Here is a 17,731-nt window from a genome sequence, read left to right as displayed (position 1 = left end):
TGGTCTTTGGAACGGTTATCCGTTTTTTTTCGGGATGGGTTAATTTCATTGGGGTTTTGCTTGGTCGTAAAATTTACAAACGTAGCTCATCCCAAGTTTTTATCAAAATGCCCTGATAGGCATTAAGAGACAGGCGTTTATTAAGCTTCAATCTTCCGCCAACTCCCAAAGCAAAAAGTGCACGTTCCTGTTTTGCCGTGGCAACACGATTGCGATACAACAGCGTCGGATTGAGTTGCAAAGACAGTTTATCGCTGAATTTTCGGGCGATTAAAAGTTGCGTGCAGTAGGAGGTCTGATCTTGTGTACCCAACGTTTTGTCTTGAGTTTCAATAACCGCACTCACGAAAGCTGTTGCCGAAACCGGGACATTTCTTGTACCGGAAGATTGACGAAGCAATTTTGCCTTGGCCAAAAAGTCATACGTTTTTTGAACACTGCTCCGCCCGATTCCAATCATAAATTGATCCGTAATACCATATTCAAATCCCAAACGAACCGTAGAATAATCAAGACCATACAGATTATACGCCCCGGAATTGAGCGCATCAAAACGGTGATGAATGATAAAATCTAAGTGATTCTTTTTTACCGTTTCCACCGAATGCCCATTAATAATCCGTGTGCCTTTAAAAGTTGCTGTGGTGAAATTAGAGGTTTTCGGCTCATTTTCTTCGAGCATCTTTGGCAAGTCATCCTGTGCCCACCCCGCTATCGAACTCAGCCACAGCAATGCGATACTTATCTGAATAAATACTTTCATAAAAATATAGGTTCGTCGAGGTTCTACGTTGAGTTTCAAAGAATAGACTTGTAAAAGGAATTTTATGCTTTTACCGTCAATGTATTTCCGTCCGAGCTAAGTTGTGCCTGATACACTGCCAAGGCTTTTGTGGCCGGGCCCACTTCAACGGCTCCCGTAGTACTGAACTCTGAGCCGTGGTTACTGCAGTGAAAATCATTTTGAGCAGAACGGTAGCTTAGTGCAGTGCCTTCATGGGTACAGGCTTTCGACAACGCAACCAATGTACCTTTGGCATTTGCTACGATGATGCTGTCCACGATGACAAAGTTACCCGCTGTTTTAAGGGTTAAATATTTACTGTTTGTCAAATCAAGGGTGAAACTAATCGCTCCTTTGGCGGTATCCGCATTACCAGTGATTCCGGATGTTGTACCGGTTGTTGTTGGAGTGGGATCACTACTGCCGGTAGAACAGGCAGTCATTGTTGTTCCAATACAATAAAATGCTAATAATGCGCTACTGCTCAGCCCTAATTCGCGTAAGAATTGTCCACGCTTCATTGTGTTTTCCTGCATGTTCTTTAGTTGTTTTGTTTGTCTCAGAGAATGTTTCCGCAGTTATTTACGTAGGGTTGTCAAATCCGGTTGCGTAAACCAGCTTTTTTTTTAATATCTAACTAAACAACTATCTGAAATTGGGGAGGTTATCCCTGAAAAGCAATTACTAAAAGAGGGTTCCCTGCACTGCTTTCGGTTGAATCCGAGGGGGAGAAAGAGCAAAATCGCACTGTTGATTGAGTTGCTCAATCCAGTATTTAGTCAGTTCGGGAGCATTTATATTTTCACCGCAGTGAACAAAGATGTAGGCTGTTTGTAGCCCTTGAAGATACCAATTCTTAAGTCTGTTTGCCCAGGCATTTACCCGAGTAAAATCGGTGGGATGCAGTTCATTTCCCACAAAACGTAATACGACGGTTGGTGTGGTAAGGCTCATGTGCAGTACATCGCGACGGCCTGCCACATCTGACATGACAGTACCAACTCCCATTTGATGGAGCATCAGAAGTGTTTCCTGCCAAACGGATGGATTGGAAAACCAATCGGGATGTCGAAATTCGACGGCAATCGGAAAACCCGGGGGCAGTTGTTTCAAAAATGCTTCCAATGTACGGAGTTGACGGGAATCAAAATAGGGAGCTAATTGCAAAAAAGTAGTTCCCAAGTGTTCACCTAAACCCAACACTGAGTTTGTAAAGGCATGACTCAGGGCTTCACAGCCTCTTAATTGGCGTTCATGGCTGATTTCCTGAGGCCATTTAGGACAAAATCGAAAACCCGGCGAAGCCGCTTCCCGCCAACGCTGAATAGTCGCTTCGCTTGGGATTTGATAATGTGTGACGTTAAGCTCAATCGTGTTGAACTGCCGAGTGTAGTGATATAGAAAATCTTTTTCTTTGGCCGTAGTCGGATAAATTTTGCCTACCCATTCTTTATTTGACCAAATGGGCGGGCCCACGAAGCAGAGATTGGATTTGGGGGTAGAAGCTTCGAAGCTATTAAGAGCTTTGCTCATAAACGGGTGGTCCGTTGGCAAACTGAAATTTACTCCTGAAATGTCTTCTAACTTCCCAAAATCCATGCTAAATACTATTTTACTCGTTCGTCATCTGAATAAACTCCTGCTTCACGGCGTCCGTCTCTGTGATAAAATGCTCCTTGACCGTTGCGTTTGCCATTTTCGTAGATTCCGACAAATCGGTCACCATCTGCGTAATAGTAGGTTCCTTTTCCATGTGGTAAATTGTTTTGAAATAAACCCACGTATTTGTCTCCGTTAGAAAAATAATAGGCTCCGTACCCCGCACGCTGATCAGCGCGAAATTCACCTTTGTATTTCATTTTTCCTTCGGGATAATATTGCACTCCTGTACCATGACGTTTGCCATAGCGGAAATCACCTTCGTAACGCTCGCCGCTCTCGTGGACATAAATTCCGAGGCCATTGTCGCAGTTACCCGCAATACATCCTTCATCCTCATCTTCCTGTGTGTCTGCCGCGGGTGACTCGTGGGTAGTAGTTGGCATCTGCTTGGGAGCGCTGACATTCACATGATTAGTAACCGTGGCAGGCTTATCATTTTTTGCCATTGGGTTTTTGGATAAACCTGCTGCATCCGCCCATCCCTGACGGATAGCTTCTACTCGTGTAGCTTTGGCTGGATGCGAATACGTAGGTTTATCGTCACCCAACGTTTTGATGGCAACAAGTGCTTCATCAAGAGAAGCGCCCAAACGTTGCATCACAAAACCCGAAAAACGGTCTGCTTCCAATTCTTTTTGTGGACGTGCTCCTTTGCCGTCGATGGTATGGCCCTGCAAATGATGCCCGATTTCATGGGCTACTATGCTAATGGCTGACCAGTCGGTGTTGGTAGCGTTTTCGACGCGTTTCATAAACGCGCCGTCATACACGATGTACCGTTGTCCATCGACAACGGTAGCAAAGCAATTTTCTGTGTTAGGACACTCCACTACCACGAAGTTGCGGAGCAATCCCACTTGACGCAGGATTTGATCCACTACTTCTTCGGCGTGCTGGTTGGAGCGAAAGCTCAGAAAATTACAAATCTCCTTCGGGGTTTTCAATTGTTTATACCCGAAATAATGACACACAAATGCTTCATCTTCCGTCTCCTCAGCGGATTGAGTAGTTTGGGCATACGTAAAGGTTGAAAGGGCTGTTAACAGGCAGATAAGGCGTTTCATGGAAATTTGCGGTAAGCAGGCAGTTGACACTATTTTAGAGTAAATAACGTGAATGTTGAAAAAAAATTACATTAAAAACAACAAAGACTCGTCCTTTACGAACGAGTCTTTGTTGTTTTTAATGTAAACTTGTCAGTTATTGACTTCTTGCTTATTTAGCAGCAGTCAAAGCCAAATCGATTTCAAAATCATCATTGATCATTTTGTCACCAATGTTAGGGAAGAATGTTTTTGAACCGTAACGGATATCCCATTTTGCACGGTCAAGCACAATCTTTGCATTCGCAGTTACACCTTTCGCATCAGCGGTTACTGTTGCAGGGAAAGTAACGCTGTTTTTGATGCCTTTGATTGTCAAATCACCGGTAATGTTTACGTTAGCTCCTTTGCCATCTACTTTCGTAATAACAAAAGTTGCTTTTGGATTTTTCTCTACCGAAAAGAAATCCTCTGATTTTAAGTGGCCTACTAATTTAGCGTTGTATCCTGCATCAGTAAGGTCAGTACATTTAATGCTGGTCATGTCTATTTCAAAAGAACCGCCTGAAATTTTAGTGCCATCAACATTCAATGCACCAGTTGCCAAACCAATCGTACCAAAGTGCTCGCCTGTTACTTTCTTTGCATGCCATTTCACTACGCTTTTTGCCGCGTCTACTTTGTACGCTACTGCTTTTTTAGCGCCATTTTTTTCAGTTGCTACCGCAGTATTTACTACTAACAAACCGGCAACCAACACACTTGCAATCATTCCAATCGTTTTCATTGTATTTTGTAGGATGTTTAAAAATTAAAAAAATTAAATTAAAGATTTTGATTTATTGATTTAATAGATTTTCAAATTCTACTTATGATTTCCAGGCTCTTTTTGTTGGAAATTATTACAAGAACCTTAATCGGCCATCTCAACGGAGCCGCGAAGCTTATCAATCAATTCGCTCAACAAATCGGCTTCCTGCTCGCTCAACCGTTTGAGTTGATTTTCCCAACTTTCCTGCATTTTATCTAATTCAGACAAAATTTCCAGTCCAGCTTCAGTAATGACCACATCTACGGCGCGACGGTCGTGAGGGCATTCAGTTCTTTTTACTAAGGCTTTCAATAAAAGTTTGTCCACTAAGCGTGAGGCGTTCGACATTTTGTCCAACATGCGCTCAATGATGTCATTTACCCGTACAGGCTTTGGATACTGTCCCCTCAAAATGCGAAGAACATTGTACTGTTGCGGTGTTAAATCATAAGGTTTCAACAAACACGCCTGACTGTTTGACAACCAATTTGTAGTATAAAGCAAATTGAGAGCCATTCGATGATGCGGATTTCTGAACTTTGTTTGTTTGATGTCGGTTTCGATGGACATATACGTATGAACTTTGACGATGCAAATATAAATGTAATTACATTGTATGTCAATACATTTATTAAAATAAATTTATTGGAAGGGGACAATTTCTGGAGCGGAGATGTCAAAATCTCGAAATCGAAGCGGTGAAATCCCGTCAAATCCGGCCCGAAATGGCTGCGTAACGTCAGGAATGCCAGAATAGTAGCTTAATCGAACCTGAAACGTATTGAAGGTAAGATTTTCGTTACGAAATCTAAAACCAATGCCGTAGCCTTGGTAAGGAAGATGACCGAATAGTTTTTGACCATCGAAGGTAGTCCAGCCAACATTGGCAAATACAAACGGAGCTATTCTGAATCCTAATACATTAACAGGGCTAAAAAATACCGTCTCTACTCCCACTACCAGTTTTCGTGTACCGCGAAGTTCATCACTATAAATTCCCGGAATTCCTTCATTGCCGCTTATATTCAAATATTCGTTTTGAAAACGATTGAAGCCCCACGCAAATTTCAAATTAAGAAAATGCCGGGCGTACCATCCTCTGCCCAATCCATGCAAGGGAGTAAAGTAATTATCCTCAGTACTAAAAACTCCCTGTTCGGCAGCTACATCTTTTAAATAAGTACCGACATTAACCAACGTGTATAGATAGCCTGCTTTAATATACCGAGCTCTTGAAAATTTGATACCTACGTATTTCCGTTGGCCCAATTCTGCGGGGTCTTTGCCATAGATAAAAGCCGCTAAATCTCCCACAGGAACGTCTTCGGTACGACCGAATCCATAAATCAGCAAATCTCGCTGGTAACGGCGGTTGGAAAACCCAACACTAAACAAAGTAGGACGCGTGTTTTGAAAAAGTTGATTGGTGCTATCGGTTACTGACCTGTCGCGGTTATAAAATGACTGACGCGTGTGACGCAGGGCTACTACAAATCGAGCGCGTTCACGGAGTTGTTGATCTCCAAAAAATAATTTAAAAGAACGCCCCATCCAGGCGTCAAATAAGACGTATTGAGACCAGAAATAATTGCGGGTAGAGCGCCCTGTAAGCGGGTCTTTGATAAATTCAAACAGGCGTATATTGTTATATCCGATTTCGATAGAACCTGCATATTTCATTTCGGGAGTCAAAAAAGGACGATAGGCTTTGAAATTTATCTGTTTTTGGTCCCGCTGCATATTCAGAATTCCCTGCCCCGAAATAAACGTTTTTCTAAAAGAAGGAATAAAATAACGGCCTGCGTATTCGAGTCGTTGCCGCTCGTCTTTTCCGTTGTAAGAAATCGTATTTTTGAAAGAATGACTCATTCCTCCAAAATTTTTCTGGTCAAGCCCTACCGTAAAATTATCGACACCAGAAGCAGAGCCGTCAGGAAGCAGCGACCAAATATCCTGCGTATAGACGTGGACATCCACTGCATCTTTGGCGTTCATGTAAGGGATAATTACGATCCGAACGTCATGAAAAACACCCTGCTGACGCAAATAGCGCTCATTATCCTTAATTTTTTCGGGATCTATGATGTCTCCTTCCTCAAAAAATAGAAAATTGCGCATAATGACCCGCTCACGGGTACTTCGGTGAAACTGATTGCCAACACGATCCAGCCAGTTATTGGGTACAATGGTCGTATCGTATACACTGTGTCCAAACGCATCCATATTGTGAACATAGACTTTCCTAATCCAACGTCCTTCGTAAGGTTTGTGGGGGTTTTGTTCAATTTGACTTACCTGACCAGAATCGGTTCTGTTATAAATATCTCGAAAGAGAAAATTGTATACTGTTTTTGGAACCACTTTTTTGGCCTTCATTCCAAACGCCGTATCTTTTGCCGTTGGAGAATCTATCCGAACTTTAAAAAGGCTGTCTAACGTGGGTTTGTATTCCAGTGTATCTCGGGTACGCGACGCTTTCCGTGAATCTATACGATTGGGATTGGGACTTTGCCCCAATGAATCGCGTAAAATCAAGGTAAACAGAAGTAAGATTAATATGTTATATCTACTAAAAACCATCGAAATAATTACGAGGTTACCGTTTCTTTTGGTCAATTTTACTCAAAAAATAAGAAATCTCTCAATACATTAGATAACTCTACCTGAATCAGCTATGAAACGCCGAAAAATTATGTTAGTTGTGTGTCTGTTTTATATGATTGCAGTCGTTGCGTCTTCCTGCTTTAGTACACGCATTAACGACGAAGCGATGTACAGTTATTTTTCCAAAAGTAATTATCCTCCTCAACGTCATTTTTATGAATCCATTGGGCGTCAGTTACATTACGTTGCCACCGGTGATTCGTTGCGCCAACCGGTATTATTTGTGCACGGTTCGCCTGGTTCATGGGATAATTTTAAGGCATTTCTTAAAGACACTTTTTTACTCCAACATTGCCGGTTGATGTCGGCTGACAGACCGGGCTTTGGAGAAGCCGCAAAAGGGGGAGCCGAAGATGAACTTCAGCTTCAGGCCGAAGCTTTATTGCCGATTTTAAAAATGCAAAAACAACCTGTCGTGCTGATAGGCCATTCCTACGGAGGCCCCGTGATTGTGCAGATGGCTATTATGTATCCACAGTATATCAAAGGTCTTGTTATTGTCGCAGGAGCTGTTGACCCTGATTTAGAGCCTTCCAATTGGTACCGTTTCCCCTTAAAATATACGCCGCTACGGTGGGCAATGCCCGCTTTTTTCAGAAGCAGTAATGACGAACTATTACCTTTGGAAAAGGAACTGAAAAGGATGAAACCGAACTGGGATAAAATTCACTGCCCGGTGGTAGTGGTACAGGGAGGTAAAGATGTATTGGTAGCACCGGGAAACGCTGAATTTGTAAAAAAACAACTCCCGCACGTGAGAGTAACGACAATTTGGAAGGAGAACATGAATCACTTCGTACCTTGGAGCGACCCCGATTTGATAGTAGAGGGGATAAAAAGGGTTTTGGAACTGAAGTAAAGAACTTACAGGCTAATCCGTTCACTTAAAAACTTCTGAAAGTTGGCGGATAGTTTTTACTTTTGCCGACGCATAACGCAACCGTTTTGATGTTTTCAGTATTACTCATTCTTCTATTCTTACCGCTAAGCTCTTTTTTGGTCTTCTTCCTCGCGGGAAAAAAGACCAATCAATGGGTCGGCGGGATTGCTTCTTTCATCACACTGATTGGATTAGTCTTGTCTATTGTGTTGGCAAAAGAATTGGTAAATTCTCCACAGCACTTTGTATTCGAATGGTTTAGCCTCGGGAAAAAATCTTTTACCTTATCGCTTCAGATTGACAATCTTACACTTTTGATGCTCGCCGTGGTGCATTTGGTAGCGTTATTGGTACACGTTTTCTCCATCAGCTACATGCACGATGATGCAGGAAAATGGCGTTATTTTGCTTTTCTGGGCTTATTCGTCTTCTCCATGTTAGTCATTGTTTTGGCAGGAAGTTTACTGTTGATGTACGTAGGATGGGAATTGGTGGGACTTTCTTCTTATCTATTGATTGGCTTTTGGTACGAGAAGCCCCGTGCTGTTTGGGCAGCAAAGAAGGCTTTTTTATTGAACAGAATCGGTGATGCCGGTTTTTTGGTGGGCATTTTATTGCTGTTTTGGCAATTCGGGACGACGGAAATGTCAGTTATCAGTTATCAGTTATCAGTTAACGGTTCACAGACAACGGAGAATGGTTTGCTGATAATTGGGCTTTTGCTATTTTGCGGGGCCATTGGCAAATCAGCCCAATTTCCGTTGTCAGCTTGGCTACCTGATGCCATGGAAGGGCCGACACCCGTGTCAGCGCTGATTCACGCGGCTACGATGGTGGCAGCAGGTATTTTTCTATTGGCAAGAATCCATTTTCTATTAACGCCTGATGCCCTTCTTGTGGTGACTTTGATTGGCACTATCACCATGCTGCTGGGAGCCTATCGAGCTATTTTTCAAACTGATATTAAGAAATTATTGGCCTACTCAACCATTTCGCAACTCGGTCTCATGGTAATGGGAATGGGGGTAGGCGCAAGAGAAGCTTCCCTGTTCCATTTATTGACTCATGCCTTCTTTAAGGCCGGGTTGTTTTTGTGTGCAGGAGCGGTAATCCACGCTGTTCACTCACAGGATATGCGACAGATGGGCGGGTTAAGGCAGAAAATGCCCGTTACTTTTTTTGCGTATACCGGTTGTGCGGCAGCGTTAGCTGGATTGCCTTTCTTTTCAGGCTTTTTATCAAAAGATGCGATTTTAGTGGAAGCTTTTGCTTGGGCAGGCAGAAACGGAGGTATAGCTTATTTTATTCCCACAATTGGGTTACTTTCAGCAGGTTTGACAGCTTTTTATGTAGCTCGGCAATGGCGAATGGTATTTTTAGAGCGTAGTGCTGATTCCAAATCAGCAAATCCCGATGAGCATTTGCACGAAACCGACGGCTTTATGAAAATACCGATGGTTATCTTGGCATCTTTGTCAGTTTTTATCTGGTTTTCATGGAATCCTTTCGACGCGAGTCATGGGTGGTTTTTCAATTTATTCAAATCCAACCTTAATCATCAATTACACACCGTTGTTGCGATTGCGTCCGTGATTGTGGCAGTGACAGGATTGGGTTTAGGTTATCTTTGCACCTTTACTCATTCAGCACCCTCGTTGGTTCAACTGCTTGCGCAGTGGCACGATCAACTCAAAGCCTCATTTATACACCGTTTTGAAGATGCAAAACAGTGGGTACAGTTATTGCGCGAGCATGACCCTACAACCGATCATTTTTTGTTTTTAATTACTCCAATGCAAAAAATAGCGCATCATTTATCCTATTTTGATCAAAGAGTCTTAGATGTGACAGTAAATGGATTTGGTTATTTGACTGTTATTACTGCACATTTGGTAGGACGTTTTGACCGAATGATAGTAGATGGTATTGTAAATGGATTGGCTTGGGTAGCAGGATTTTTCGGAAACCGAACAAGAAGTTTACACAACGGGCAAATCCAATCGTATTTTGTGGCGATGTTGGTAGGGGTACTTTTCCTGTTATTCTGGATGTTAAGTTGATTTTACGATAATCTATATATGATTCCTTATTTACTTTCTTTCTTTTTATTCCATCCACTTGTCGGAGCGGTTGCCATTGTACTGCTTCCAAATTCACAAAAGCATCTTTACAAGAGCATCAATCTCTTTTTCTGTGTCATGCAGGTAGTGGTTTCGGTGGTGATGTGGACTCAGTTTCAAACGAATACCTCAGCCTACCAATTTGTCGAAAAAGCGGATTGGATTACACTCTCTCTGGGCAGCCTGGGTACTGTTTCCATCGATTATTTGGTCGGAATTGACGGCATCAGTTTTCCTTTGGTTTTACTTACTTCCCTTGTTATGTTGATAGGCGCAGTAGCTTCCTGGAACATTGACAAACGCGAAAAGGCTTATTTTTCGCTGTATTTATTGCTCACCACAAGCATAACGGGTTGTTTTCTCGCCTTGGATTTCTTTCTGTTTTTCTTGTTTTTTGAATTCATGCTGCTTCCCATGTACTTCCTGATTGGTTTATGGGGAGGACCTCGTCGCGAATATGCTTCGATTAAATTTTTCCTCTATACACTGGTCGGTTCAATCCTTATTCTGATTGTAATGATTGGACTGTACCTGTCCGTCATTGACCCTTACGAATCGGAATTGACCAAAACCTTAGTACATACGTTTGACTTACGGTACATGACCGACGGGCGCAATTATTTATCTGACAGTATTTTATCACTCACCGGCGAAGTCAATATTTTTGGAATTCCTTCTCGAATGTTGGCTTTTTGGTTGCTGTTTATTGGCTTTGCCATCAAACTTCCGATTGTTCCCCTGCACACTTGGCTCCCCGATGCACACGTAGAAGCCCCTACTCCAGTGTCGGTCGTATTAGCGGGAATTTTGTTGAAAGTTGGAGGGTATGGATTGCTCCGAATTGCCTACCCCATTTTTCCTGATGCTGCCAACGAATATGCCTTTACGTTGGCGTTGCTGGGCGTTATCTCCATCATTTACGGCGGATTCAACGCACTGGCGCAAAATGACTTAAAGAAAATGATTGCTTACTCATCCGTATCCCACATGGGGTTTGTCGTATTGGGAATAGCATCATTGACTGCCGAAGGCGTCAACGGGGCCGTTTACCAAATGGTCAGTCACGGAATACTTTCAGCGATGTTGTTTTTAATTGCGGGAGTACTGTACGACCGCACTCACAATCGTCTCATTGATAATTATCGCGGACTGATAGGCCCTATGCCTGCTTTCACCGTAGTAACAGGCATCGCATTTTTTGCATCGCTCGGAATGCCCGGTTTCTCGGGTTTTGTGGGTGAGTTGTTCACGCTTATGGGAGGTTTTCAATCGAACGTACTACCTACTTGGTTAGCGGCCTCCGGTACCCTGGGGATTATTTTAGCCGCCGCTTACTTTTTGTGGACGCTGCAACGCATGTTTTTTGGGAAACTTTGGGTAAAAATTCCTGCGGAACAAGCCTTGCTTTCCGATTTAACTTCCCGTGAAAAGTGGCTGCTGATTCCACTTGCCTTGGCGACTTTACTGTTGGGGCTTTTCCCCAATGTATTGTTTCAACTATCGGACAAAACGGTAGCGGGGTTATTAAAGATTTTTGAGTAAAATCAACGCCACCAACGCATTTTCATCACCCAAAATACTCCTATCAACACAGGAAGTAAAATATTGATGCACCAAAGTGTCAGTGTCACGGCTACAATACGGGCAGGTTCGACCGTATAAAAACTAAAAAAGTACAAAGACGAAGCTTCTCGAATGCCCAAATCCCCCAGAAAATTGAGGGCCGGAATGAGTGTTTTAGCAAAATACACCAAAAAAACGCTTGAAATTGCGGCTAAAACGGGCAATGATACGTCAAAAATCAGCAGCAATAAACCAAACTGCACCGTAAATACCCCATAACGCAATGCGGCCCACCGAAATGCCCGGCGAATTTCAATTAAATTGTATTGTGCAATGACATCTACGTATGGTTCTATCCATCGAAACCAACGATAGCGTTCAAGGTACTTTTCAGCATTTTTCCGTTTGGTAATCAACCATATACCGAACCCTAAGGTAGAAATCAACGCTCCCAGAAGCATTAATTGCGGCCATTGTTGCAGCGTTGACTGTTGGCTGATTAAATATGCCCAACCCAGTGTTCCAAACAACAAAGACACATAAAACTGTAAACCATTAGACAGCAATGCCGCACCTACGCCCGTCAGTCGTTGGTTGCTTTGGAGCGACAGCACCCGTCCTGCCGCATCGCCAACGTTGTTAGGCATCATAAATCCAAGTGCCAATCCTGCCAACACTCCTTTCAGGGATTGTAGGAAACTGATATTTTCAATCTTTTGCGCCAACAATTGCCATTTACGACTTTCACACGCCCAGTTGATTGGTGTGAGAAGTACCACGATGGTCAACTCTATCCAATGAGGACTGCGCAAATTTTCACGAAGCAGTCGATACACGTCTTTCAAACTTTGCCCTTTTTCAAGAATGGTGAAATACAAATAGGCCAACATCGCTGCCAAAAGCACTAATTTGAATACCCACGCGATTTTTTTGAGCGAAGAAAGCTGAGAAGACCACGAAGGGGTGTTACTTTGCATCATGCAAGACCAATTGTCAAATCAAACGGAAAAAATCATTTTGGGCGTTGACCCCGGCACACGCATTGCGGGTTACGGTGTCATTCGCGTCATCGGACAGCGCATTGAGCTGATTCAATACGGGGTTTTAAAACTCGACAAATATAACAGCCACGAACTGAAACTAAAGAAAATATTCGACCGCATCACGCAGTTGTGTGAAGAATTTTTGCCAGATGAAATGGCGATTGAAGACCCTTTTTACGGAAAAAACCCCCAATCCATGCTCAAACTCGGAAGGGCGCAGGGAGTGGCAATGGCGGCGGCTCTCAACCGTAGCATTCCGATTGTAGAGTATTCTCCCAAGACAGTGAAAATGTCGGTAACGGGTAGCGGGAGCGCCAGCAAAGAACAGGTCGCTTATATGCTGCAAAGTATTCTCAAACAGGAACTTCAGCCCGAATACCTGGATGCAACCGATGCCGTGGCGATTGCAATTTGTCACCATTATCACGCCAATGCACTACCATCGGCAGCTTCCAAAAAGAAAGGAGCTAAAAAAGGGGCTTGGTCAGCATTTGTCAGTGAAAACCCCAATCGGGTGAAATAGGGAATAGTTGACAGTCTACAGACATGTAGTCCGCAGCTTTTTTTCACTTTAGCCCGCTTCTTCAATTTTCTAAACTTATCTACCGAAAACCGCTAAATAAAGCTACAGCAATAAATCATGTGCTTCTACCGTTGTAAAACGCATGAAAGCAAGGGCACTTTTTATGCGTTCAGTTACCTTTCTTAATCCATTGCGTACATTGTCTGAGAAAAACGTTTTCTGACATTTTCTCGAAAATCTTCTCCTCTGTAACAATACGTTCAAAATAGCTTTCGTTATTTGAACAAAAACAAAGGAATAGGCGCCGGTTTGAAGTTTGGCAAAGTTATTGATAGACAACAAATCAACGGATTCTTAGTTCTTTTGGGGCAATAATCGTACTTTTGCCCTGTTTTTAAAAAAACATACAAAGTTTTTCAATTCGTAATTAACTATTACAAGGATAACTAATAACGATTAACTATTTAATCTAAATGGTCAAATTCAGTATGAAAGCGGCGATTTGGGTACTGGCAGCCACCGTGCTGTTTAGTGCTTGTAAGTCAAAACACCCTTCAAGCCTCAACCCGGGCAAGAAAAGTACGGCGACAAACTCAGATTTTGCCACCAAAGATGGCAAAAAGGGCAAAAAAGGTAAGAAAGGAGCGGCATTGGCTGACGCTGGGCAACCCGAGGGTTTTGTGGTAATGCCTTACAAATCGCAAGTGGTTGGCCCCAATCTTGTGTTTATCGAAGGAGGTCGTTTTACGATGGGTGCCTTGGAAGAAGATGTGATGAATTCGCGTGACAACCGCGAGCGTACCGTCAGCGTGCAATCTTTCTACATGGACGAAACCGAAATTTCTAACCTCAACTACCTCGAATACCTGCACTACATTCAGCGGGATTCGTCGGCGGAGGTTGCCTCAAAGGCGCTTCCTGACACCACCGTTTGGTACGACCCTTTGTCGTTCAATGATTCGTATGTAAGTTATTATTTCCGTCACCCGGGCTTCCGTTTGTATCCGGTAGTGGGGGTATCTTGGATACAGGCGAACGATTATTCTATCTGGCGTACTAATTTTGTCAATGCAAATTTGGCAAAACAAGCGAATGGCAAAGGTAAAAAATCAGGGCTTGGCAAAAAGAGCAAGAAAAAAGGACAGGCTGAATCTGAGGCTTTAATGGCTTCGACAGGTAGCCGTCCTACGGTAGAAAGCGGCTATGTATTGCCCGATTATCGCCTTCCAACGGAAGCAGAATGGGAATACGCAGCTAAAGCGATGATCGGCACCCAATACGCTGACGAAAACCAATCGAACCAACGTATTTATCCTTGGGATGGCTCTTCTATTCGTAACCCGCGTGGTAAACACAAAGGTGAAATGTTGGCCAACTTTAAACGTGCCCGCGGTGACTACGCCGGTATTGCCGGTAAATCAAACGATGGTGCCATCATTACAGAGGAAGTATATAAGTTTCCACCAAATGACTTTGGTTTGTACAACATGGCAGGTAACGTGAACGAATGGGTATACGACGTGTATCGTCCGTTGTCATCAATGGACTTCAAAGACTTAAACCCGTTGCGTCGTGATGGTTTCTTGGATGAAGAAAAACGTTACGATACCAAAGGAAGCAACTCGGTTATCAACAATAATCTTCGTGTGTATAAAGGAGGTTCTTGGAACGATGTAGCTTATTGGTTATCACCCGGCACACGCCGTTACTTAGCGCAGGATTCATCTACTGCAATGATTGGATTCCGTTGTGCCATGATTTCAACAGGAAGAAATAAATAGTTTACTTTCCGCAGACGCGCAGTCCATAGTTACTACTAAAAAAGGCGAAGAACAGAAATGTTTTTCGCCTTTTTTAGTTTATCTAACTCTGTCAAAGTTTGGAACTTTGACAGAGTTTTTGTCTATTAATAAGCAGCCGCCAATGTAATCACCGAAACTTCTTTGGCTCCATTGTTCAGCAATTCGATAATGGCAGATTCCAACGTTGAACCCGTGGTGACAACATCATCTACAAGACCAATCCGTTTTTCTTTGATTTGCTCGGGTTCGGTCACGTCAAATATCCCCGACACGTTTTCAAAGCGCTCCATGCGGGTTTTACGCGTTTGAGTAGAAGTAAATTTTGAACGTTTTAAAAGAGTAGCTGACCAATCCACCGCTAAGGTTTCCGAAAGACCTTCGGCAATGGCATCGCTTTGGTTGTAGCCTCGTTGGGCTAATTTACGACTATGCAATGGTATGGGAAGCAACAAGTCAATTTGGTCATTAACACGGGCAGTTCTCAATTCCTGCCCATACAGTCGCCCCAACGTCTGACCGACATCGGGGCGATTATTGTATTTAAGGTGGTGCAAAAGGCGTTGTACTCTATTTCCTTTTTCAAATTTAAGAAACGTATAAACCGACTTGACCAACACTTTCCCTGCAAATTTGTCAGCAAGGGAAGGAATCTCAATCAGGTGAGAATTGGAGCGCGGCAAACTAAGCCGGCATTGGGTACAAATCACCTCTTCATTTCCCACCAAAGGGGTGTCGCAGGCGCAACAGGGATTAGGGTAAAATAAGTCTAATAAATCGTTCCAAACGCGTTTGATTGCCACCATGTTTCTGAGACTTGGAAAGTTTTTGTTAGTCACCGTAAATGTAAACTTTCCAAGTCTTGAACCAAAATTATCGGCTATATAGTAACGGATTAAGCGGACTGTTAGGGGAACTTCCTACGGGTGCTGAGGCAAGCCAAGTTTGCCAATCAGCTACCTGATAGCTATTTTTAGGCTGCATTACCCGTTGGTCTTTGTCCATGTAAATCACGGTCATCACTTTGCGAGGCTTCGTAGAAACATTAGGTCCGGCACGGTGAAACAGCCAACCTGCATGATAGCTTACCTCTCCCAAATCGAAAGGAGATTCCTGCAAATTAAATTGCGTAAGTGATTGTTGCATAATGGCTTCACTTTCATCACTAATTTCAAGATTGCGGCCAATTTCCACCGCCTGGCTTTTTTCGGCAAAGGCCAACGGTCCCATTTCCATCGGGGTAGCCTGCAAAGGAATCCAAACCGTCACCGTTTTTGGCGAAGCCAACGGCCAGTAAAATTGGTCGGCGTGCCAAGGAGTAATGCCTCCACTCGGCTCTTTGTAAAGCGCTTGGTCGTGATAAATTCGTACTCCTTCCACTTCCATTAGGTCGGCCGCAATTTGGGCGAGGCGCTTGGAAAACACAAATTCTTTAGCCGTTTCGTCTTCTCGCCACAGATTCATGATTTGCAAAAACGCCTTCTCATACGTCGTGCGTTCTTCCATGGGTTTGGTGAGTTTATTGAGTTTAAACACCAGATCGGTAATGATATTTCCGTAATACTCAATCGCTTCCGGACTCAATACGTTTTTGAGTTTAACGTAACCATTTTCACGGTAAAAAGCGATGGCTTCCTGCGGAACCTCATAAGGGGTATTCAGTTCCTCCATCATAGTAGTTGTATCGATTGCGGTTTGCATAGTTGGATTGAATGATGTTGTTTGATGATACAAAGTACCGTAAATAACGAAAGTTAAAAATCCTGTTTTTTGATTATAAAATATGGTATTTTAACTTATTATATTTTTCAAATGGGATAAACACGTAAATATACCACACATAATGAAGCCACAACTTGAAAAACTGACCTTTGAAACCTCTTCTTCATTTTTGGCGCGGCGCTTCAAAAGAGCCTATTTCGACGCGCCGTGGCACTACCATCCCGAATTTGAATTGACGTACATTGTGCAGGGCACCGGACAGCGATTTGTGGCCGATAGTATTCTGCCCTTTACGGAAGGTGATTTGGTTTTGCTGGGCTCCCATTTACCTCATTTTTGGCGAAACAGCTCGGAGTTTTATCAATCTGGGTCTCAACTTTCAGCCGAATCGGTTGTTGTGCAATTTCCCCAAGCCTTGATAGACGACTTCTTGGCCAAAGTTCCTGATTTTAAAAGTATAATGGCGTTACTCAGGCAATCCGTTTTTGGGGTTCAATTCAGTCAGGAAACGACCGAAAAAGTACGCGATAAACTCCTTCAACTCCCCCAATTGTCAGAAGGCTTTCGGTTTGTCACTTTACTTGATATTCTGATGATTTTGTCTCAAGACCTCACTCCTACTCTTTTGGCAAGCGCTGCTTATCGCATCACCATTGACGACGCAGAAACAGAACGCATGAAACGCATTCTAAATTTTACGCTGGCGCATTTTCAGGAGGAGATTCCTTTAGAAACCATTGCAGAAATTGCGCATTTGACGGCTCCCGCTTTTTGTCGTTATTTCAAAAAACGAACTCAAAAAACCTACGTCGAATTTGTCAACCAACTCAAAATCAACCACGCTCGCAAATTACTGACTGACTCAGAACTTAGCATAGCACAAGTGGGCTTAGAGTGTGGTTTCCATAATCTTTCTAATTTTCATCAGGTTTTTAAAAGACACATCGGCAAGTCACCTTTACAGTACAGAAAAATCAATAAAAAGAAGGGTAGATAACACAATAGTTTGCAAAGGTTTTGATAAAAACATAGAAAACGTTAAATTGGAGTTACCACACTTCAACCAACGTTTTCTATGGCGAGCATAACCCTCGTAAGTGCGATATTAGCAAAGTTG

Annotated in this window: 16 protein-coding genes; 6 read left to right on the top strand and 10 right to left on the bottom strand. The window is 43.0% G+C overall.

What is annotated here, in order from left to right; genetic code table 11:
* Positions 1-73: 73 nt before the first annotated feature.
* The 7 genes from Q0081_RS23065 to Q0081_RS23035 form a co-directional block, all read right to left on the bottom strand.
* Positions 74-763 (bottom strand): DUF5777 family beta-barrel protein, encoded by a 690-nt coding sequence (locus tag Q0081_RS23065; protein ID WP_298359236.1) that lies wholly within the window; start codon positions 761-763, stop codon positions 74-76.
* A 62-nt stretch (positions 764-825) separates the two neighbouring features.
* Positions 826-1,320 (bottom strand): ubiquinol-cytochrome c reductase iron-sulfur subunit, encoded by a 495-nt coding sequence (locus tag Q0081_RS23060; RefSeq protein WP_298359233.1) that lies wholly within the window; start codon positions 1,318-1,320, stop codon positions 826-828.
* Between the two features lie 148 nt (positions 1,321-1,468).
* Positions 1,469-2,383, bottom strand: coding sequence for a DUF72 domain-containing protein (locus tag Q0081_RS23055; RefSeq protein WP_298359230.1), 915 nt, complete (start codon positions 2,381-2,383; stop codon positions 1,469-1,471).
* 8 nt (positions 2,384-2,391) lie between these two features.
* On the bottom strand, positions 2,392-3,510 hold the full coding sequence (locus Q0081_RS23050) for a hypothetical protein (protein ID WP_298359227.1): 1,119 nt from the start codon (positions 3,508-3,510) through the stop codon (positions 2,392-2,394).
* A gap of 151 nt (positions 3,511-3,661) precedes the next feature.
* Positions 3,662-4,276 (bottom strand): YceI family protein, encoded by a 615-nt coding sequence (locus Q0081_RS23045; protein ID WP_298359224.1) that lies wholly within the window; start codon positions 4,274-4,276, stop codon positions 3,662-3,664.
* A 126-nt stretch (positions 4,277-4,402) separates the two neighbouring features.
* A complete protein-coding gene (locus Q0081_RS23040; protein ID WP_298359221.1) occupies positions 4,403-4,870 on the bottom strand; it encodes a MarR family winged helix-turn-helix transcriptional regulator in 468 nt (155 codons plus the stop codon).
* A gap of 72 nt (positions 4,871-4,942) precedes the next feature.
* Positions 4,943-6,835: a hypothetical protein gene (locus Q0081_RS23035; protein ID WP_298359218.1), complete on the bottom strand. Its 1,893-nt coding sequence runs from the start codon at positions 6,833-6,835 to the stop codon at positions 4,943-4,945.
* 139 nt (positions 6,836-6,974) lie between these two features.
* Here Q0081_RS23035 and Q0081_RS23030 point away from each other — a divergent pair, with 139 nt between their 5' ends.
* From Q0081_RS23030 to Q0081_RS23020, 3 genes are all read left to right on the top strand, one after another.
* Positions 6,975-7,823 (top strand): alpha/beta fold hydrolase, encoded by an 849-nt coding sequence (locus Q0081_RS23030; RefSeq protein WP_298359214.1) that lies wholly within the window; start codon positions 6,975-6,977, stop codon positions 7,821-7,823.
* Between the two features lie 89 nt (positions 7,824-7,912).
* A complete protein-coding gene (nuoL, locus tag Q0081_RS23025; protein WP_298359211.1) occupies positions 7,913-9,904 on the top strand; it encodes an NADH-quinone oxidoreductase subunit L in 1,992 nt (663 codons plus the stop codon).
* Between the two features lie 18 nt (positions 9,905-9,922).
* Positions 9,923-11,506 (top strand): NuoM family protein, encoded by a 1,584-nt coding sequence (locus tag Q0081_RS23020; RefSeq protein WP_298359208.1) that lies wholly within the window; start codon positions 9,923-9,925, stop codon positions 11,504-11,506.
* A 2-nt stretch (positions 11,507-11,508) separates the two neighbouring features.
* Here Q0081_RS23020 and Q0081_RS23015 read toward each other — a convergent pair whose 3' ends face one another.
* The gene (locus tag Q0081_RS23015; protein WP_298359205.1) at positions 11,509-12,507 is read right to left on the bottom strand and encodes a lysylphosphatidylglycerol synthase domain-containing protein; all 999 of its coding nucleotides are present in this window, start codon (positions 12,505-12,507) and stop codon (positions 11,509-11,511) included.
* Between Q0081_RS23015 and ruvC the strand changes: the two genes are divergently transcribed.
* Together ruvC and gldJ are read left to right on the top strand one after the other, a co-directional pair.
* Entirely contained in the window at positions 12,506-13,093 is a 588-nt protein-coding gene (gene ruvC, locus Q0081_RS23010) for a crossover junction endodeoxyribonuclease RuvC (protein ID WP_298359202.1), read from the top strand. The genes Q0081_RS23015 and ruvC overlap by 2 nt on opposite strands.
* Positions 13,094-13,566: 473 nt before the next feature.
* Positions 13,567-14,874, top strand: coding sequence for a gliding motility lipoprotein GldJ (gene gldJ / locus Q0081_RS23005; protein ID WP_298359199.1), 1,308 nt, complete (start codon positions 13,567-13,569; stop codon positions 14,872-14,874).
* Between the two features lie 125 nt (positions 14,875-14,999).
* Here gldJ and Q0081_RS23000 read toward each other — a convergent pair whose 3' ends face one another.
* Both Q0081_RS23000 and Q0081_RS22995 read right to left on the bottom strand, forming a co-directional pair.
* Positions 15,000-15,698 carry a ComF family protein gene (locus tag Q0081_RS23000; protein ID WP_298359196.1) on the bottom strand — a complete coding sequence of 233 codons (699 nt, stop codon included), beginning with the start codon at positions 15,696-15,698 and terminating at the stop codon, positions 15,000-15,002.
* A 67-nt stretch (positions 15,699-15,765) separates the two neighbouring features.
* Positions 15,766-16,593: a phytanoyl-CoA dioxygenase family protein gene (locus Q0081_RS22995; RefSeq protein WP_298359193.1), complete on the bottom strand. Its 828-nt coding sequence runs from the start codon at positions 16,591-16,593 to the stop codon at positions 15,766-15,768.
* A 142-nt stretch (positions 16,594-16,735) separates the two neighbouring features.
* Here Q0081_RS22995 and Q0081_RS22990 point away from each other — a divergent pair, with 142 nt between their 5' ends.
* Positions 16,736-17,611, top strand: coding sequence for an AraC family transcriptional regulator (locus tag Q0081_RS22990; protein ID WP_298359191.1), 876 nt, complete (start codon positions 16,736-16,738; stop codon positions 17,609-17,611).
* Positions 17,612-17,731 lie beyond the last annotated feature (120 nt).

Source organism: Runella sp., from assembly GCF_027484545.1.
In the GTDB taxonomy this organism is placed as follows: domain Bacteria; phylum Bacteroidota; class Bacteroidia; order Cytophagales; family Spirosomataceae; genus Runella.
The sequence above is the reverse complement of the archived record's forward strand: the minus strand, read 5'-3'. Positions and strand labels throughout refer to the sequence as shown.